Annotated in this window: 16 protein-coding genes and 1 pseudogene; 8 read left to right on the forward strand and 9 right to left on the reverse strand. The window is 67.2% G+C overall.

Features of this window, described 5'->3' with window-relative positions:
* The first annotated feature begins 72 nt into the window (after window positions 1-72).
* From AMB_RS06895 to AMB_RS06925, 7 genes and pseudogenes are all read left to right on the forward strand, one after another.
* The gene (locus AMB_RS06895; RefSeq protein WP_011383772.1) at window positions 73-1,254 is read left to right on the forward strand and encodes an SEL1-like repeat protein; all 1,182 of its coding nucleotides are present in this window, start codon (window positions 73-75) and stop codon (window positions 1,252-1,254) included.
* Entirely contained in the window at window positions 1,251-2,933 is a 1,683-nt protein-coding gene (locus AMB_RS06900) for a hypothetical protein (RefSeq protein ID WP_011383773.1), read from the forward strand. Before AMB_RS06895 ends, AMB_RS06900 begins: the two co-directional genes overlap by 4 nt.
* A gap of 234 nt (window positions 2,934-3,167) precedes the next feature.
* The gene (gene hpnA, locus AMB_RS06905; RefSeq protein WP_011383774.1) at window positions 3,168-4,160 is read left to right on the forward strand and encodes a hopanoid-associated sugar epimerase; all 993 of its coding nucleotides are present in this window, start codon (window positions 3,168-3,170) and stop codon (window positions 4,158-4,160) included.
* Entirely contained in the window at window positions 4,157-5,320 is a 1,164-nt protein-coding gene (locus tag AMB_RS06910) for a glycosyltransferase (protein ID WP_011383775.1), read from the forward strand. The genes hpnA and AMB_RS06910 overlap by 4 nt, the downstream gene beginning before the upstream one ends.
* 5 nt (window positions 5,321-5,325) lie before the next feature.
* Window positions 5,326-6,186, forward strand: a complete 861-nt coding sequence (gene hpnD, locus AMB_RS06915) for a presqualene diphosphate synthase HpnD (protein ID WP_011383776.1) — start codon at window positions 5,326-5,328, stop codon at window positions 6,184-6,186.
* A gap of 26 nt (window positions 6,187-6,212) precedes the next feature.
* Window positions 6,213-8,167 (forward strand): annotated as a pseudogene (gene shc, locus AMB_RS06920) (squalene--hopene cyclase).
* A gap of 210 nt (window positions 8,168-8,377) precedes the next feature.
* Window positions 8,378-9,028: a nucleoside phosphorylase gene (locus AMB_RS06925; RefSeq protein ID WP_011383778.1), complete on the forward strand. Its 651-nt coding sequence runs from the start codon at window positions 8,378-8,380 to the stop codon at window positions 9,026-9,028.
* On the opposite strand, the gene hpnH is transcribed toward AMB_RS06925, so the two are convergent.
* The 8 genes from hpnH to AMB_RS06965 all read right to left on the reverse strand — a co-directional run bounded on the left by hpnH (window position 8,975) and on the right by AMB_RS06965 (window position 18,034).
* The gene (gene hpnH, locus AMB_RS06930; RefSeq protein ID WP_043743670.1) at window positions 8,975-10,126 is read right to left on the reverse strand and encodes an adenosyl-hopene transferase HpnH; all 1,152 of its coding nucleotides are present in this window, start codon (window positions 10,124-10,126) and stop codon (window positions 8,975-8,977) included. The genes AMB_RS06925 and hpnH overlap by 54 nt on opposite strands.
* 237 nt (window positions 10,127-10,363) lie before the next feature.
* The gene (gene phoB, locus AMB_RS06935) at window positions 10,364-11,086 is read right to left on the reverse strand and encodes a phosphate regulon transcriptional regulator PhoB (RefSeq protein WP_011383780.1); all 723 of its coding nucleotides are present in this window, start codon (window positions 11,084-11,086) and stop codon (window positions 10,364-10,366) included.
* On the reverse strand, window positions 11,086-11,781 hold the full coding sequence (gene phoU, locus AMB_RS06940) for a phosphate signaling complex protein PhoU (protein WP_011383781.1): 696 nt from the start codon (window positions 11,779-11,781) through the stop codon (window positions 11,086-11,088). The genes phoB and phoU overlap by 1 nt, the downstream gene beginning before the upstream one ends.
* Before the next feature lie 140 nt (window positions 11,782-11,921).
* On the reverse strand, window positions 11,922-12,701 hold the full coding sequence (gene pstB / locus AMB_RS06945; RefSeq protein ID WP_011383782.1) for a phosphate ABC transporter ATP-binding protein PstB: 780 nt from the start codon (window positions 12,699-12,701) through the stop codon (window positions 11,922-11,924).
* 7 nt (window positions 12,702-12,708) lie between these two features.
* Window positions 12,709-14,004 (reverse strand): phosphate ABC transporter permease PstA, encoded by a 1,296-nt coding sequence (gene pstA, locus AMB_RS06950; protein WP_011383783.1) that lies wholly within the window; start codon window positions 14,002-14,004, stop codon window positions 12,709-12,711.
* Between the two features lies 1 nt (window position 14,005).
* Window positions 14,006-15,379, reverse strand: a complete 1,374-nt coding sequence (gene pstC / locus AMB_RS06955) for a phosphate ABC transporter permease subunit PstC (protein WP_011383784.1) — start codon at window positions 15,377-15,379, stop codon at window positions 14,006-14,008.
* Between the two features lie 58 nt (window positions 15,380-15,437).
* Complete coding sequence (locus AMB_RS06960) at window positions 15,438-16,463, reverse strand: PstS family phosphate ABC transporter substrate-binding protein (protein WP_011383785.1); 1,026 nt, start codon at window positions 16,461-16,463, stop codon at window positions 15,438-15,440.
* Between the two features lie 125 nt (window positions 16,464-16,588).
* Window positions 16,589-18,034 (reverse strand): PLP-dependent aminotransferase family protein, encoded by a 1,446-nt coding sequence (locus AMB_RS06965; protein WP_043743673.1) that lies wholly within the window; start codon window positions 18,032-18,034, stop codon window positions 16,589-16,591.
* A 94-nt stretch (window positions 18,035-18,128) separates the two neighbouring features.
* Between AMB_RS06965 and AMB_RS06970 the strand changes: the two genes are divergently transcribed.
* Window positions 18,129-18,719 (forward strand): pyridoxamine 5'-phosphate oxidase family protein, encoded by a 591-nt coding sequence (locus AMB_RS06970; protein WP_050750652.1) that lies wholly within the window; start codon window positions 18,129-18,131, stop codon window positions 18,717-18,719.
* Here the strand turns inward: AMB_RS06970 and AMB_RS06975 are convergent.
* Window positions 18,716-19,126 carry a bacteriohemerythrin gene (locus AMB_RS06975; protein WP_043743676.1) on the reverse strand — a complete coding sequence of 137 codons (411 nt, stop codon included), beginning with the start codon at window positions 19,124-19,126 and terminating at the stop codon, window positions 18,716-18,718. The genes AMB_RS06970 and AMB_RS06975 overlap by 4 nt on opposite strands.
* Between the last annotated feature and the right edge of the window lie 10 nt (window positions 19,127-19,136).

Genomic DNA, 19,136 nt, shown 5'->3' on the forward strand with positions numbered 1-19,136 from the left:
GTCTAATCGCATCGACTCTGCCGTCCCAATGCGGCATTCTGGTGGGCGGTTTCCTCGGGGTGGATGGTCAGAATGGCGCGTGAACCAGAGATCGTCACCCGTTATCGTTCCCTGGCCCTGGAAAACGATCCGGTCGCCCAGTTCAAGCTCGGCGATCTCTATCGCCTGGGCTATCAGGTCAAGCGCGACCTGGACGAGGCGGTGGTCTGGCTGGTGCGCTCGGCGCGCCAGGGCAACGCCGACGCCATGGCCTTGCTGAAGAAGATGGCGGCCGACGGAGTGGATGTGCGCCGCCGGGTCGACGACCTGCCCGGCAAGTGGCAGGCCGCTCCGCGTCCCGATTACGGCGCTCCGCCGGCCGAGGCCCCCAGGCCGCCGGCCGCCGAGCCCGAACCGGCTCCCCCGCCTCCCCAGCCGGTAGAGGCCGAGCTCAAGCCCAAGGTCATTCCCCTGCCCGAGATTGAGGTGGAGACCGACCCCCTGCGCATCGGCGAGACCATCGACGATCCGGTCGCCTTGCGCGCCGCCGTGGACAAGGGCGATCTGGCCGCCATGGTGGCGCTGGGCAATGCCTACCGCGAGGGCAAGGGCGTAGCCGTCGACCCGGCCGAGGCGGTGCGGCTTTACACACTGGCGGCCAAGGCCGGCGATGCCCGCGGCCAGTATTCGCTGGGCGTGATGTACGACCTGGGCCTGGGCGTGGCGCAAAGCAACGCCCATGCGCTGAAATGGTTCCGTGAGGCCGCCAAGCAGGGCGACCCGCAAGCCCAGTTCAATCTGGGCAACATGATCCAGCAGGGGCGCGGCGTCGAATCCAGCGCGGAAGTGGCGGCCAAATGGTTCAAGCAGGCGGCCGAGCAGGGCGATGCCGGGGCCATCTTCGCCCTGGGAGCCCTCTACGAGGCGGGAACCGGGGTCGAGCGGGACGAGATTCAGGCGGTGGAGCTGTACCGTCAGGCCGCCGACCAGGGCCTGGCCCTGGCGCTTCACAACCTGGCCAACATGCTGCGCCAGGGGCGCGGCACCGATGCCGATCCCTTCGAGGCGGCCATGCTGTGCCGCCGCGCCGCCGAGCAGGGGCTGCCCGAAGCCCAGTACAATTACGCCGCCATGCTGGCCCTGGGCCTGGGGGTGGAAAAGAATGAGGACGCGGCCATCCGCTGGTTCCGCCGCGCCGCCAAATCGGGCGACCCGCGTGGCGAGGCGCAGGCCGAGGCGCTGGAGAAACGGCGCCGGGCGGAGGCCCCGTCATGAGCGGCTCCAAGACCTCCTACGAGGTCCAGGTCCTGGCCGACAAGAACTGGGTGATCGCCGAAATGGCGCCGGACGAGGCCAAGGCCAAGGCCTTCGCCGAGAACCTGCTGCAGGCGGGTAACCACGCGGCAGTGCGGGTGGTCAAGGATTTCGAGCGCATCGACGGCACCCATTCCGAGACCGTCATCATGGAGAAGAAGGCTGCCGAGAAGGCGGCCGGCGATCCCCAGCTCACCACCATCACCGAGGCGCCGCCCTGTTCCGAGCTGGAGGATTTCTACCGCCAGCCGGCCCGCACCACAATGGGCAAACTGCTGCGCAAATACCTGGACGAGGCGCTGGTGACGCCGTTCGAATTGCTGCACGACGCCAAGGAGATGAAGCGCTTCGGCGACAAGGGCAACCTGCTGTTCTCGGCCATCGACCGGGTGGCGGGGCTGCAGGCCAAGGCTTCGGGGGAAGAGTCCAAGGCGCGCAAGGATTTCCTCGACAAGACCTGGGAGGAGATGGGCAAGCGTGCCCGCGACTTCGCCGCCAAGAAGCCCAAGGCGCCCCAGACCTTCGCCGAGGCGGTGGCCGCGTCCAAGGGCGATTGCTACGCGCTGCGCTCCTTCATGACCCTGGCGCTGTTGGAGAAGCGCTCGTGGTTCGGCAAGCTGGACCTGCTGATCGCCTGGTCGGCCGAGGAGGCCGCCAAGGGCAACATGGTGGAGATCGACGCGGTGATCGCCGATCTCACCGTGCCCGCCCAGGTGATTCAGGACCTGCTGGGCTTCCAGTCCAACCTGGCGGCGGCGCTGTGCACCATCGTCAGCCTGACCGAAGGCGGCGCCGAGGCCGCCAAGTTCGCCCCCCAGACCTTCACCGAGCTGAACAAGCTGTTCGCGGAAGGCTCGCTGCCCCAAAGCCGCGAGGTGCTGATGGGCCGGGTGGTGCGCGAGGCGGGGGGCACCAATCCCCTGTCGCGCAACGATTCCTCCCAGGAATACGAGATGTTCCACAAGCTGATGATCCGGCTGGTGGACAAGGATCGGGTGGTGGGCGGCTCGCCCATGGCCGAGGCGCTGCTGCAACGCGGCGCCCGGGTGCTCAATTCCGGCGGCGCCTCGGTTTCCGCCCCCCAGGCGCTGGAACTGCTGCTGGGCGCCCTGCCCGACGGCTGCGTGCGGCTGCAGTTCCTCCTCACCCTGGCGGGCTCCAGCCTGGGCAAGAGCATGGGCGAGATCCTGACCGAGATGCTCGACGCCCATGTGCGGCGGGCCAACCATATCGATGCCTGGGTGCCGGTGCGTCTGGCGCCCCCGGCCCGCATGGCGGCGCTGAACAACGCCAACAAGCTGCTGCGCACCTGTCCCAATCTGGTGGAGGCGTTCCGCAAGGAGCTGGCCGACCGCATCGACGACGTGATGGTGCGCTATCTCACAGCCGAAGAGATCATCGAGAAGGTGGACAAGCCCGACGACCCCCTGGCCATGCGCGCCATCCGGCTGGTCAAGTTCTGCGGCTCGGGCGTGCTGATCGAGGGCAAGTCCCTGAACATGGCCAAGGCCCGCGTGGTCGAGCATCTGCGCCAGAAGCACTTCGAGGAGAAGTTCGTCGCCTCCATGCCCGATCCCACCCAGGGCGAGAAGCATCTGCGCGACTTCCACCGCCTGCTGGTGGAATGCGGATTCGGCTGAGGCCGTCTCCATCCCAAGCGTCATCCCGAGGCCCCTGGCCGAGGGATCTCCGTTTGGCGTTCTGTTTCCTGTTGGGAAAAGCCGGTTCAGGATGAGATCCCTCGCCAAGGCTCGGGATGACACGGCGAGTCTCCGCGGCCCCTCCAAAGAATCACTGGCGATGCATTGCACAATCGTTGTAACTACCTGCCGTCGGCCGCGCGATCCCGCCCGGTCGCGATGAGGCGTGGGGAAATGGCTGGACCTGTTCTCGTCACCGGGGCGACCGGATTTGTCGGTGCCGCCATCGTCCGTGCCCTGCTGGCGCGGGGCGAGGCCGTGCGCGTGCTGGCGCGCCCCGCTTCGGACCGGCGCAATGTCGCCAATCTGCATGTGGAGGTGGCCGAGGGCCGCCTGGAAGACGCCGCCTCGCTGCGCAAGGCCATGGCCGGCTGCCGGGTGCTGATCCACACCGCCGCAGACTATCGCATCTGGGTGCCCGATCCGGCCGCCATGATGAAGGCCAACGTCGAGGGCACGCGGACGCTGATGGAGGCCGCCCTGGCCGAGAAGGTGGAGCGCGTGGTCTACACCTCGTCGGTGGCGACGCTGGGCCATGTGGAAGGCGGCGTGGCCGACGAGGACACCCCCAGCGACATTTCCGACAAGGTAGGCCCCTACAAGCAGTCCAAGTTCCTGGCCGAGGAAGTGGTGCGCCGCATGGTGGCCGAACAGGGCCTGCCGGCGGTGATCTGCAGCCCCTCGACCCCCATCGGCCCCGGCGACGTCAAGCCCACTCCCACCGGGCGCATGATCGTCGAGGCCGCCTCGGGCCGCATGCCGGCCTATGTGGATACCGGCCTCAACATCGTCCACGTGGACGATGTGGCCGCGGGCCATCTGCTGGCCCTGGACAAGGGCCGCATCGGCGAGCGCTACATCCTGGGCGGCGAGAATCTGACCCTGGCCGACATCCTGAACCGCATCGCCAAGATCACCGGCGGGCGTCCGCCGCTGATGAAGCTGCCGCGCTGGCCGCTCTATCCGCTGGCCCTGGGCGCCGAGACCTGGGCCCGCTTCTTCGGCGGCGAGCCCTTCGTCACCGTGGACGGGCTCAAGATGTCGCGCTGGCACATGTTCTTCTCCTCGGCCAAGGCCGAGCGGGAATTGGGGTACCGCCACCGTCCCGCCGACGAGGCGCTGGACGCGGCGGTGGAGTGGTTCAAGAGCATCGGGGAGGTTCCATGAGTCTGGCATCGCTTGCCGGTCTGGCCGGGGCAGGGGCCTGGGCCTGGCTGTTGACCATGCGCGGATCGTTCTGGCGGATCGAGGATGCGCCCCAGGCCGTGGTGCCCGAGGCCTGGCCCCAGGTGGTGGCGGTCATTCCCGCCCGCGATGAGGCCGACGTCATCGGCGCCACCATCGAGTCCCTCCTGGCCCAGAACTATCCCGGCCAGTTTTCCGTGGTGCTGGTGGACGACCATTCCACGGACGGCACCGCCGAGGCGGCCCGCCGGGCGGCCGAGGAGATGGGGCTGGCCTCCCGGGTGATTGTGGTCGAGGCGCCGGAGCTGCCGCGCGGCTGGACCGGCAAGATGTGGGCGCAAAGCCATGGCGTGGCGGTGGCCCGCGCCAAGTTCCCCGAGGCGGAGCTGCTGCTGCTGTCCGACGCCGATATCCGCCATGGACCGGGCGAATTGCGCCGCACCGTGTCGCGCATGCTGGCCGAGGGGCTGGACATGGCCTCGCTGATGGTGCGCCTGTCCACCCAAAGCCTGTGGGAAAAGGCCGTCGTTCCCGCCTTCGTGTTCTTCTTCCGCATGCTCTATCCCTTCGCCTGGGTGAAGGATTCGCGTTCCACCACGGCCGCCGCCGCCGGCGGCTATGTGCTGATCCGCCCCGTCATGCTGGAGAAGATCGGCGGCATCAAGGCCATCAAGGACGCGCTGATCGACGATTGCACCCTGGCCGCCGCGGTCAAGGCCCATCACGGCCGCCTGACCCTCGACCTGGCCGAGGAAACCATCAGCACGAGGCGCTACGAGGGGCCGGAAGGCCTGTGGCGGATGATCGCCCGCTCGGCCTATACCCAGCTGCGCCACTCCCCCCTGCTGCTGATCGGCACGGTGCTGGCCATGCTGCTGGTGTTCGTGGCGCCGCCCCTGCTGGCCATGCGTAACGGCGGCGGCGCGTCGACCGGCGCCCTGGCCTGGGCGGCCATGACCATCGCCTATTACCCCATGGTGCGCTATTACCGCCTGTGGCCGTTCTGGGCCCTGGCCCTGCCTCTGGTGTCGCTGTTCTACCTGGGTGCCACGCTGCATTCCGCCTGGATGTATTACGGCGGTAAGGGCGGCGAATGGAAAGGGCGGGTGCAGGATACCCACGGCCAGGGGAAAGCGTCTTGAACGCCATGACCCCCTCCGTCCTGGCCATCGACCCGGCCCAGTACGACATGGTGGCGGAGATCGTGCGCGCCTCGGGGTCGTCGTTCTATTGGGGCATGCGCCTGCTGGACCGGCCGCGCCGCTATGCCATGTACGCCATCTACGCCTTCTGCCGGGTGGTGGACGACATCGCCGACGAGCCGGGTGATCCCGAGGTTAAACGGGCGCAACTAGCCGAATGGCGAGTCGAACTGGACCGGCTTTATGCGGGAGCTCCCACCCATGCCGTCGCCAAGGCGCTGCATGGGCCTGTCCTACAATACAACCTGCCCAAGGAAGACTTTCTGGCGGTGATCGCCGGCTGCGAGAGCGATGCCCAGCCCGAGGTGACGCGCCTTTCCATGGCCGAGTTGGAGCTTTACTGCGATCGTGTCGCCTGTGCCGTGGGCCGTCTGTCGATTCGCGTGTTCGGGCCCCTACGGCCCAAATCCATCGAGACGGCCAACGCAACGGGCATGGCGTTGCAGTTGACCAACATCCTGCGCGACGTCGCGGTGGATGCCAAGATCGGGCGGCTTTATCTGCCCGACGAACTTCTGTCCAAGCACGGCATCGCCAGCCGCGATCCCATGGAGGTTCTGGCCCATCCCAATCTGGTGGCGGTGTGCCGCGAACTGGGCGAGACGGCGCGGGGCTATTTCCTGGCCTCGGATGCTGGGCAGGCAGAGTGCAGCAGGGCAGACATGCGCCCGGCCACCTTGATGAAGGAGATGTACCGCGAGATCTTCACGCGGGTCGAAGCCGAAGGTTTCGTGCCGCGTGATCCGCCGGTCAAGGTTTCGAAAGCGTTCAAGCTGTGGTGTATTCTGCGCCACGGTCTTCTTTAGAGCATCCGTATCCGTAGAGGTCCGACGTGTCTCCCAGCGAAATCAATCCCCGTGACTTCTCCGCCGCCTCGTTCCGCGATCCGCTGGAGCGTGCGGTCAATGAATCCGCCGAAGCCCTGCTGAAGCAGCAGCGCGAAGACGGCCACTGGGTGTTCAAGCTTGAAGCTGACGCCACCATCCCGGCCGAATACGTGCTGTATCTGCACTACATGGACGAGCGCGATCCCGAGCTGGAGAAGCGCATCGGCGTCTATCTGCGCGACATCCAGGAAGAGCACGGCGGCTGGCCGCTGTTCCATCGCGGCGATCTCAACATCAGCGCCTCGGTGAAGGCCTATTTCGCGCTGAAGGCCATCGGCGACGACATCGACGCGCCGCACATGGTGAAGGCGCGCGAAGCCATCCTGGCCCATGGCGGCGCGGCCACGGCCAATGTCTTCACCCGCACCCTGCTGGCGCTGTTCGGGCAGATCCCCTGGAAGGGCGTGCCGATCATGCCCGTGGAGATCATGCTGCTGCCGCGCTGGTTCCCGTTCCACATGGACAAGGTCAGCTATTGGTCGCGTACCGTCATCGCGCCGCTGACCGTGCTGATGACCAAGCGCCCCAAGGCGCGCAATCCCCTGGGCATCCATATCCAGGAACTGTTCGTCACGCCGCCGGAGAAGGTCACCAACTGGTATCTGGAACCGGTGCGCTCCAACTGGGCCTATCTGTTCCGCGGCATCGACATGGTGCTGCAGAAGGTCTACCGCTTCTTCCCCAAGTCGGTGCAGGACAAGGCCATCGACAAGGCCGTGGCCTTCGTGGACGAGCGCCTGAACGGCGAGGACGGGCTGGGCGCCATCTTCCCGGCCATGGTCAACGCCGTATGGATGTACGACGTCCTGGGCGTGCCTGCGGACGATCCCCGCGTGCTCATCGCCAAGAAATCCATCCAGAACCTGGTGGTGGAAGAAGGCGAGCGCGCCTGGGTCCAGCCCTGCCTGTCGCCCATCTGGGACACCGCCCTGGCCACCCACGCCATCCTCGAGGTGGGAACCCCCGAGGCCGACGCGGCGGCGCGCAAGGCCGCCGATTGGATGGTGGCGCGCCAGATCACCGACGTGGTGGGCGACTGGGCGGTGCGCCGCCCCGGCCTCGCCCCCGGCGGCTGGGCCTTCCAGTACAACAATCCCCATTACCCCGATGTGGACGACACCGCCGTGGTGATGGCCGCGCTCGACCGCATCGACCCGGTGAAGTACGCCGAGCCCATCGAGAAGGGCAAGGTCTGGGTCCAGGCATGCAGTCGGAAGGCGGCGGCTGGGGGGCGTTCGACGCCGAGAACACCAGCTATTACCTCAATCATATTCCCTTCGCCGATCATGGCGCCCTGCTGGACCCGCCCACCGCCGACGTGTCGGCCCGCTGCGTCTCGGTGCTGTCGGTGCTGGGCGAGCGCGGCAAGGACAAGGTGGCGCACGAAGGCGTCGACTACCTGCTGCGCGAGCAGGAAAAGGACGGATCGTGGTTCGGCCGCTGGGGCACCAACTACGTCTACGGCACGTGGTCCTCGCTCTGCGCCCTCAATGCCGCCGGGCTGCCCCATGACCATCCCGCCTTCCGGAAGGCGGTCAAGTGGCTGGAATCCAAGCAGCGGGACGACGGCGGCTGGGGCGAATGCGGCCGGTCCTACTGGGACGACCAGCCCAGGGGCATGGGCGGCCCCTCCACGCCGTCCCAGACCGCCTGGGCGGTGCTGGGCCTCATGGCGGCGGGCGAGACCAAGTCGGCCGCCGTGGCCAAGGGCATCGACTACCTGATCCGCACCCGCAACGCCGAAGGCCTGTGGGACGAGGAGCATTACACTGCGGTGGGCTTCCCCCGCGTGTTCTATCTGCGCTACCACGGCTATCGCCAGTTCTTCCCGGTCTGGGCCCTGGCCCGTTATCGGAACCTGACCACCGGCAATGCCGGGCCGGTGATGCACGCGCTGTAGCAGCGATCTGATCGGGCTGTCGCCCGAACCCACTTGCTCGCCGGGCTCGCGTCCCTGCGGGACCGCACCTTCGGTGCGTCGTTTGCCCCTTGCGGGGCTGCACGGGGCGACGCCCCAAACCCCCTTCTGATTCATGAATCAAAGGGAGGTTTGGAGGCATCGCCTCCAAGCGGGGCCGGGGCGGCAGCCCCGTTTATTGGGGGGAGCACCATGACAATCGCCGTCATCGTCGGCATGAACAGTGAGGCTGCCCTGCTGCCCCCCGGCATTCCGGTCGGCGCGGCGGGCGGCGTGACCCGGCGGGTAACGGAACTGGCCGAGCGGCTGCTGGCCGAGGGCGCCGAGGGGCTGCTGTCCTTCGGCATCGCCGGCGGCCTTGACCCGGCGCTGACATCCGGGAATCTGGTGGTGGGACTCAGTGTGCAGTGGGAGGGCGAGACCTTTGCCGCCGACGCGGCCTGGGCTTCGCGTCTGCTGACCGCCATCCCCGGTGCGCGGCAAGGCACCATCGCGGCGGTCTCGCGCATCGCGGCGACGCCGGAGGCCAAGCAGGCTCTGTATCAGGGCGGTGCTGCCGTGGTGGACATGGAAAGCGGCGCCATGGCCAAGGTTTGCGCGGCGGCGGGCAAGCCCTTCGCCGTGCTGCGCGCCGTGGCGGACCCGGCGGCGCGGGGATTGCCCCGGTCGGTGTTCGTGGGGCTGGCGCCCGACGGCTCGGCGCGGCCCTGGGCGGTCATGGGGGCGCTGCTGCGCCGCCCATGGGAATTGCCAGGGCTGATCCGGGTCGGCCTGGACAGCCAGGCGGCTCTAGCTGCCTTGCGAGACGCGGTGAAGGTTGTTGGCCCGACCCTCGGAATGTAGCATTTCCAGGTTCTTGGCCATCAGCTCGTCGTAATTGTTGATGGCCGGGCGCTGGTTGTCCAACGGCAGGTCGGGAGCGAAGGGGCCTTCGGTGCGGGGGCCACGCAGGGCCACCATGGCGGCCTTCAGCGGGTTGCTGATGGTGTCCATCACGGCGGTGGCCTCATAGCCCGAATGGACCATGCAATCGGCGCACTTCTCGTACTTGCCGGTGCCGTAGGAGTCCCAGTCGGTCTCGTCCATCAGCTCCTTGTAGGTCTTGGCATAGCCCTCGCCCAGCAGGTAGCAGGGGCGCTGCCAGCCGAACACGTTGCGGGTCGGATTTCCCCACGGCGTGCACTGATAAGTCTGGTTGCCGGCCAGGAAGTCCATGAACAGGGACGACTGGGTGAATTCCCACTTCTTGCCCTTGCCCAGACGGAACAGCTTGCGGAACAGCTCCTTGGTGGCGCGGCGGTTGAGGAAGTGCTCGGTATCGGGGGCGCGCTCGTAGGCGTAGCCGGGCGACAGGGTGATGCCGCCGACACCGATGGACTTGGTGTAGTCGAAGAACTTCGCCATGCGCTCGGCATCGGCGTTGTTGAACAGGGTGCAGTTGATGTTGACCTGGAAGCCGGCGGCCTTGGCCGCCTTGATGGCCGAGACGGCCTGATCGAAGGTGCCTTCGCGCGACACGGCGCGGTCGTGGTCCTCGCGGTCGCCGTCCAGATGGACGGTCCAGGTGAAATTCTTGTGCGGCTTGAAGCTGTCGAGCTTCTTTTCCAGCAGCAGGGCATTGGTGCAGACGAAGACGATCTTGCCCCTGGCCAGGGCACCCTCGACGATCTGGTCGATCTCGCGGTGCAGCAGGGGCTCGCCGCCGGCCATCACCACCACGGGGGCCGGGCACTCGTCGATGGAGGCCAGGGCATCGGCCACGGAAATGCGGGAATTCAGGATGGCGTCGGGATAGTCGATCTTGCCGCAGCCGTTGCAGGTCAGGTTGCAGCGGAACAGGGGCTCCATCATCAGCACCAGCGGGTAACGCTTGTTCCCCATGAGGTGCTGCTTGACGATATAGGAACCGATCTTGATGGACTGGTGGAGAGGAACGGCCACGGGCTGAACTCTGATTTTGCCTCGACGCGCCTCCCGCTTGGGAAGCGGGCGGATCATACAGGCCGGACTTGGAAAGTTTCAACGGTTTAAGGAGTGTGGGCTTTATGCGGCAGCCCCGCATTACGGCTGTCATCCCGAGGCCAAGCCGAGGGATCTCCGCCAGGATGGCCGGTTCCTGTTCTGAAAAGCCGTGCCAGGACGAGATCCCTCACTTCCGTTCGGGATGACAGTCTTCCTCTAAGCCGCGTCCTCGTTGTCCAGCGCATAGCCGGCGGCCCGCACGGTGCGGATGATGTCGGCCTCGGTGTCGCAGTTCAGCGCCTTGCGCAGGCGGCGGATGTGCACATCCACCGTGCGCGGCTCCACATAGATGTCGGGACCCCACACGGCGTCGAGCAGTTCCTCGCGCGAGAACACCGTTCCCGGATGCTGCAGGAAGAATTGCAGCAGGCGGAACTCGGTGGGGCCGAGATGGATGGCCTTGCCGGCCCGCACCACCCGGTGGGAGGCCAGATCCATGGAGACGTCGCCCCAGCTGATCTGTCCCTTCTGGCTGACCGGCTGGGCGCGGCGCAGCAGGGCGCGGACGCGGGCCATCAGTTCGGGCAGCGAGAACGGCTTGGTCAGGTAGTCGTCGGCGCCGGTGTTCAGGCCTCGGATCTTGTCGCCTTCCTCGCCCCGGGCGGTCAGCATGATGATGGGCAGTTCGCGGGTGGCGGGCTTGCGGCGGATCTGGCGGCAGATCTCGATGCCCGACAGCGAGGGCAGCATCCAGTCCAGCAGCACCAGATCGGGCTTGCGCTCGGCCAGCACGGTCAGCGCCTCCTCGCCGTCGGCGGCCTCGGCGACGCGGTAGCCTTCCTTTTCCAGGTTGTAGCGCAGCATGGTGGCCAGCGCCGCTTCATCCTCGACGACCAGGACAAGAGGCTTGGAAGGATTGGCGGTCTCGCGGGCGGTCATTATTCCTGGGCTCCGAGGGTCACGCCCTTGGGCCGGTTGCCCTTGGGCTGGGTGCCGAGAATCTGGAAGTGCAGGGTCTCGGCGATGTTGGTGGCGTGATCGCCGATGCGTTCCATGTTCTTGGCGATGAACAGCAGATGGGTCGATGCGGTGATGGTGCCGGAATCCTCGTTCATCTGGGCGATCAGGTCACGGAAGACGGTATTATAAAGGGAATCTACCTCCTCGTCGCGCTCCCAGACGCGGATGGCCTTGTCCAGGTCCCTGTCCACATAGGCGTCGAGGATGTCCTTCAGCAAGGCCTGCACCAACTCGCCCAGGCGGACCACACCGATGGTCTTGGCGGTGGCGGGAAGCTGGTTGAGCACCAGGGCGCGCTTGGCCAGATTGGCGGCATAGTCGCCGACCCGCTCGATCTCGCCCGAGATGTTCAGCGCCGCGACGATGTGGCGCAGGTCGCCGGCCATGGGCTGGCGCAGCGCCAGCAGGCGCACGGCGAAGCTGTCCACCTCGGCGTCCAGTTCGTCGATGCGGTGATCGCTGTCCACCACTTTGTGGGCCAGATCGTCGTCGCGCCGGGCCAGGGATTGCAGCGCCGATCCCAACTGGGCCTCGGCCAGCCCGCCCATGCGGGCGATCATGCCCGACAGGTGGGCCAGTTCGTCGTCGTAGGATTTGACTGTGTGCTCGCTCAAGTCTGTTCGTCCCTTAATCGCCGGGGCCTCTTCCGCCTGTCACCCTGAGCCGAAGGCGAAGGGTCTTTCAGGCGAAATGTGCCGCCGTCTTAGGCTGAAGGATGCTTCGCGTCGCTCAGCATGACAGTTTCTTCCGTTCCTCAGCCGAACCTGCCCGTGATGTAGCCCTGGGTCAGCGGCTCCTTGGGATTGGTGAAAATCTCCTCGGTGCCGCCCACTTCGATCAGCTTGCCCAGGTGGAAGAAGGCGGTGCGCTGGGAAACGCGGGCCGCCTGCTGCATGGAATGGGTGACGATCACGATGGTGTAGTTGTCGCGCAGCTCGTCGATCAACTCCTCCACCTTGGCGGTGGCGATGGGGTCCAGTGCCGAGCACGGCTCGTCCATCAGGATCACTTCCGGCGCCACGGCGATGGCGCGGGCGATGCACAGTCGCTGTTGCTGCCCGCCCGACAGGCCGGTGCCCGATTCCGACAGGCGGCTTTCCACCTCGGCCAGCAGACCGGCCTTTTCCAGGCTGTTCATGACGATCTCGTCCAGCTCGGCCTGATCGCGGGCCAGGCCGTGGATGCGCGGTCCATAGGCCACGTTGTCGTAGATGGACTTGGGGAAGGGGTTGGGCTTCTGGAAGACCATGCCGACCCGGGCGCGCAGCTGGACCACGTCCAGCGAGCGGTCATAGACGTCGCTGCCGTCCAGGGTCAGCGAGCCGGTGACCTTGGCGCCGTCCACCATGTCGTTCATGCGGTTGATGCAGCGCAGGAAGGTGGACTTGCCGCAGCCCGACGGCCCGATCAGGGCGGTGACCTCGCCGGCCGGGATGTCCAGGTCGATGTCGTGGAGCGCTTGCTTCTCGCCGTAATGGACGTTGAGGCCGCGCGCCGAGATCTTGGAGGTCCCACGGGGAATGAACTGGTTCATGATCGTTCTACCACCGGCGTTCGAATTTGTTGCGGAGCCAGATGGCCGCCATGTTCATGGCCACCAGGAACAGCAGCAGCACCATGATGGCCGCCGAGGTCTTCTCGACGAAGGCCCGCTCCGAGCTGCCGGCCCACAGATAGATCTGCACCGGCAGCACGGCCGAGGGGTCCAGCGGGCTCTTGGGGATGTCGACGATGAAGGCCACCATGCCGATCATCAGCAGCGGCGCCGTCTCGCCCAGGGCACGCGCCATGCCGAGGATGGTGCCGGTCAGCATGCCCGGCATGGCCAGCGGCAGGACGTGATGGGCGACGATCTGCAGCGGCGAGGCGCCCAGCCCGGCGGCGGCCTGGCGGATCGAGGGCGGCACCGCCTTCAGGGCGGCGCGGCCGGCGATGATGATGGTGGGCAGGCAGATCAGCGCCAGCACCAGCCCGCCCGCCACCGGCGACGAGCGCGGCAGGTGGAAGACGTTGAGGAACACCGCCAGACCCAGCAGACCGAACACCACCGACGGCACGGCGGCCAGATTGTTGATGTTGACCTCGATCAGGTCGGTCCAGCGGTTCTTGGCGGCGAACTCCTCCAGATAGACGGCGGTGGCCACCCCCAGGGGGAAGCTGATCAGCAAGGTCACCGCCAGCGAGAAGAACGAGCCGACCACGGCGCCCCAAATACCCGCCTGCTCCGGCGCCCGTGAATCGCCGCCGGTGAAGAACTGGAGGTTGAAGGCCTTGCGGATCTGCCCGGCCTGCTCCAACTGGGCCAGCCAGCCCAATTGGCGGTCATTGAGCACGTTGCCGGCGGCGCCGACCTCACGCGGGGCCTGGCCCTTGTAGACCATGTCCAGCTTGTCCGAGGCGGTCAGCCACAAGGTGGTGCGGGTGCCGATCACCTTGGGGTCGGCGGCGACCATGCGCCGCATCTGCTCGGCGCCCATGGTGCTGACCAGGGCGGAGAGATCGCGCCGGGCGCTGCGGTCGCCGTCGGGAACCAGCCGCGCCGCCAGGCCGTTGCGCACCAGGGCGGGATAGTCGGCCGCGTCCAGCACGTCGGGGGCACGGGTGCCGTCGGGATCGATCACCTCGGCGTCGAAGCTGACCTCCACCGCGATCTGGGTCTGGAGGAAACCGGTCCAGCCCTTGGCGACCACGGTGCCCAGCAGCAGCACCAGGAATCCCGCCGAAATCAGGATCGAGGCAAGGCCGAGGATGCGGAAGCGCCGCTCGGCGGCATAGCGCCGGCCCAGGCGGGCCGCCACGGTTTCGGCGGTGCGGGCCGCCACGGTGATCTCTGCCATCTCAGTCATACTTTTCCCGATACTTCTGAACGATATGCAAGGCGATGACGTTCAATCCCAAGGTGATGCCGAACAGCATCAGGCCCAGGGCGAAGGCCGCCAGGGTCTTGGGGCTGTCGAACTCGGTATCGCCCACCAGCAGGGTGACGATCTGCACGGTGACGGTGGTCACCGCCTCCAGCGGGTTGGCGGTCAGCTTGGCGGACAGGCCGGCGGCCATGACCACGATCATGGTCTCGCCGATGGCCCGCGATACCGCCAGCAGCACGCCGCCGACGATGCCGGGAAGGGCGGCGGGCAACACCACCTGGACGATGGTCTCCGAGCGGGTGGCGCCCAGGCCGAAGGCGCCTTCGCGCAAGGACTGGGGCACGGCGGTGATGACGTCGTCCGAAAGGGACGAGATCAGCGGGATCAGGGTGATGCCCATGACGAAGCCGGCGGCCAGCGCGCTTTCCGCCGCCACGTTGAGGCCGAGGGCGCCGCCGACGGCGCGGATGGCCGGGGCCACCGTCACCACGGCGAAGAAGCCGAACACCACGGTGGGAATGCCGGCCAGGATCTCCAGCGCCGGCTTGGCGATGGCGCGGACGCGCGGCTGGGCGTATTCCGACATGTAGATGGCCGAGAACAGGCCCAGCGGCAGGGCGACCACCATGGAGATGGCGCTGATCAGCATGGTGCCGGTCAGCAGCGGCACCATGCCGAAGGCTCCGGAGCTGCCCACCTGGTCCGAGCGGGTGGACATCTGGGGGCTCCAGTTCAGGCCGAACAGGAAGTCGACGAAATCCACCATGTGGAAGAAGCGCAGCGCCTCGAACAGCAGCGACAGCACGATGCCCACCGTGGTGAAGATGGCCACGGTGGAGCTGGCCACCAGGAAGACGGTGATGGTGCGCTCGACCCGCGGCCGGGCGCGCAACTCGGCGTGGACCCGGCGATAGGCGAAGGTGGCGCCGGCCAGGGCCAGGGCGACGGTCACCGCCACGGCGGAGGCAAAGCCGGTCTGCTGCAGGCGGTTATAGTGCTCGGCGGCGGCGGCGAAATCGGGATTGGCGGTGGCGTGGCCCAGGGCGGCGTTGCGCACCTCGTTGATGATCACGTCGATGCGCTCGGCCGGCAAGGCGCGCAGGGCCTCCGGCAGGTCGGCGATGACCAGGGCGCGGATCAGGCTGGGCTCGAAAACCAGCCACAGGGCCAGGATGGCGAAGGCCGGCAGGCCGCACCACAGGGCCACCCACCAGCCGTAATAGCCGGGCAGCGAGTGAAGGGTGCCGGGATGATCCGAGGCGACGGCGAAGGCGCGCTTGCGCCCAAGCTGGAAGGCCAGGGTCGAGATCAGCAGCAGGATGGCGGCAAGGGTGACGGTCTGCATGGATTGGGCGGCCCGGAAAAAGAAGCGGGGGAAGCCGTCATGGCTTCCCCCTTTGCGATCACATCTTCAGTTCACCCAGGGTGCGGGCGTTGTTCGCCTGCTCCTTGCGGATGGCGTCGGGCGAGGCGATCAGGCCCTTGTCGGCCAGATAGCCTTCCTTGCCCCAGGCCTTGTCCGAGGTGAACTCGGTGACGTATTCCTTGACGCCGGGGACCATGCCCACATGCTGCTTCTTGACGTAGAAGAACAGCGGACGCGACACCGGGTACTTGTTGCTGGCGATGGCGTCGTAGGTGGCGACCACGCCGTCCACCGGAGCGGCCTTGACCTTGTCGCGGTTCTGGTCGAGATAGCTGAAGGTGATCACGCCCAGCGCGGCCGGGTTCGAGGTGATCTTCTGCTGGATGACGGTGTAGTTCTCCGACACCTCGACCCAGGCGCCGTCTTCACGCACGGTCTGGCAGGCCTTCTTCTTGGCGGCCTTTTCCATGTCCTTCAGCTCGGGCTGCTTGGCGCAGGCGGGGTCGAGGACCAGTTCCACATAGGCGTCGCGGGTGCCGTGGTTCGGGGCCGGGCCATAGACCAGGATCGGCTCCTTGGGCAGCGACGGATCGATGTCGCTCCAGTTCTTATAGGGGTTCGGCACCAGCTTGCCGCCCACCGGCACGTCCTTGGCGGTGGCCTTGTACATCTGCTCGCGGGTCAGCGTGAAGTCGGGGCCGGCCTTGGAATTCATGAACACGATGCCGTCATAGCCGATCACCACCTCGGTGATGCCGGTGACGCCGTTCTTGGTGCAGAATTCCACTTCCGACGGCTCGATGCGGCGCGAGGCGTTGGTGATGTCGGGGAAGCTCTCGCCCACGCCGGAACAGAACAGGCGCATGCCGCCGCCGGTGCCGGTGCTCTCGACCACCGGGGTCTTGAACTTGCCCGCCTTGCCGAAGGCCTCGGCCACGGCGGTGGAGAACGGGTAGACGGTCGACGACCCGACGATGCGGATCTGATCGCGGGCTTGCGCCGCGCCGGCGGTGGCGATGACGGCCAGGGCGGCGGCAGCGACGGCCAGGGTCTTGGTGGACATGAAACCTCCGGGGGAGTGCAACGGGACGAGGGAGACATCAGTCCCCTCGGCCGGCATCCTATCGGCGCTGTGTTACAGTCCGGGGACACAAGCATGAAGCTTTTGTGACAGGAATATTAATCGTTTTAAATCAACGTGATGATGGCCTCGCGTAGCCGCTGGAGGGCCTCTTCCAGGCTCGATCCCGCCAGGTTGCCATAGCCCAGGACCAGCCCCGGACACCCTTTTGTGACACGATGAAAGCTCAGCGGCGAGGGCGCCAGTCCCCGGGCGCGGGCCGCCTCGGCCGCCTGGAAATCGTCGCATCCCGCGGGCAGCCAAAGGATGGCGTGCAGCCCCGCCTCTCCGGCGGTGACCGGCAGGTTCGGGCCGAGGATACGGGGGGCGGCGTCGAGCAAGGCGCGGCGGCGCTGGCCGTACAGGGTGCGCATGCGCCGCAGATGGGCACCGAAATGGCCTTCGGTCATGAAGGCGGCCATGGCCGCCTGGGTCAGGCCGGCGGGCGCCATGTCGGCGATGCGTCGCGCCGCCACGAAGGCCGGCAGCAGCGGCGGTGGCACCACCAGCCAGCCCAGGCGCAGCCCGGGAAACATGCTTTTCGAGAAGGTGCCGAGATAAAGGGTGCGGCCGCCCCGGTCTAGCCCCTGGAGCGAGGCGGTAGGAGAACCGGCGTGGTGGAAGTCGCTGTCGTAGTCGTCCTCGATGACCCAGCCGCCCACCCGTTCCGCCCAATGGATCAGGGCAAGGCGGCGCGACAGCGGCATGGTGGCCCCGGTGGGGAACTGGTGCGACGGCGTGACGAAGGTCAGCCGGGCCGACGGGCATTGCCGTTCCGCCAGTTCCGGGTCGAAGCCCTGGCCATCCACGGCAACCGCCTGGACCTGGGCTCCGGCGGCGCGCAGCACGCCGGTCAGCCCGCCATAGCACGGGTCTTCCACCAGCACCGCCTCCCCCGGTTCCAGCAGGACGCGGGCCACCAGGTCCAGGGCCTGTTGCGAGCCGCCCATGATCATCACCTGGGCGGGGTCGCAGCGCACCGCCCGGCTGCGGCCCAGATGCTCGGCGATGGCATGGCGGAGCGGCGCATGGCCCAGGGGATCGATGCCGCCCATCAGCTCCAGCGGGGGCCGCCGCCACAGCCGCCCCAGCACGCGCCGCCACTCGGCATGGGGAAAGGCCGCCAGATCGGGCACGCCGGGGGCGAAGGGCCGGAACGGGTCGCGCACCAGGATCATGGGCGGGGCGGCGCCCCAGGCCCGGGTGCGGGGCGGCAGGGGCGACGGCGGGGCTTCTTCGCCCGCCGGGGCGGCTCCCACGAGAGGGTGGCGGGCGGCGACCCGGGTGGCCGAGCCCCGGTGGGCTTCGGTAAAGCCCTCGGCGGCCAAAAGGTCATAGGCGGCCAGCACGGTGTTGCGGGCCACGCCCAGTTGCGCCGCCAACCCCCGCGAGGACGGCAGGGCGGCACCTTCCGCCAGCCGTCCGTCCAAAATGGAGTCCCGCAAGGCCAGATACAGGCGCCGATGCAACGGAGCGTCAAGGTCGGGCAGGGCCAAGGGCAGGGGAGGGGGCATGGCGCTCTCGGGAAGTGGCTCCATGATTATAAAAGAAGTGGATCTTTTCAGGGAGCCACTTTCCGCCCAATCTGAATAGGAAAGGAGAGCCACCATGTCCGCCAGAACCGACCGCACCACCTTCCGCCAGCGGCCCCAGCGGGGCAGCCACGATTTCGACGCCATGGCAGCCATTCTCGACGAGGCCCTGTCGTGCACCATCGCCTTCGTCGATGATGGCCGACCGGTCAGTATACCGACCACCCATTGGCGCATGGGCGAGCGGGTGCTGTTCCACGGGGGCCAGGGCTCGCGCCTCGCCCGGGTGATGGCGGCGGGCGCCGAACTGTGCGTCACCGTGACCCTGGTGGACGGTCTGGTGCTGGCCCGTTCGGCCTTTCACCATTCCATGAATTACCGGTCAGTCGTCCTGTTCGGTCAGGCGGTGGAGATCACCGATCCGGCCGAGAAGGCGGCCGCCTTCGCCGCCCTGATCGAGAAGCTGTCGCCGGGGCGCTATGCCTCGGTCCGGCCACCCACGGACAAGGAGCTGGGGGCGACGAAGCTGTTGGCCCTGCCCCTGGCCGAAGGCGGCGCCAAGATGCGCTCCGGCCCGCCGGTGGACGACGAGGCCGACATGTCCTGGCCGGTCTGGGCGGGCGTGGTGCCGGTAACGATGGTGAAGGGCGAGCCGGTGGCGGGTTAACCCGTCTGGCCGCTTTCACGCAGGAAGGCTGCGTACTTCACATCGAAGGTCATGATGTGATTGCACAGCCAGTCCTTAAGCAGGCGGGTCAGCTCGCTGTCAACGCTGCTGGCCCCCGACATCATCAGGCGGTCGATGATGTTCTCCAACTGAAAGATCAGGTGCTCATGCTCGTAGGCATGGGCACCTCTCTCGGGATAGGCGGTCCGATCCATACTGGCGATTTCGGCGGCGAAATGCCGCTTGGTGTAGGAGCTCAGGTCGCCGATTGCCTGATTGACCGCCGCCTCTCCGTGAGTGGGGGAGGCCAGCAGACGGTTCATCAGTTCGAACAGCTTCTTGTGGTCGCTGTCGATGGCTTCGACACCAACCAGGAGGTCGTCTGACCAGGAAATGTGCTCGCTCATAGAACTGACC

Origin of the sequence: Paramagnetospirillum magneticum AMB-1 (assembly GCF_000009985.1) — a bacterium.
In the GTDB taxonomy this organism is placed as follows: domain Bacteria; phylum Pseudomonadota; class Alphaproteobacteria; order Rhodospirillales; family Magnetospirillaceae; genus Phaeospirillum; species Phaeospirillum magneticum.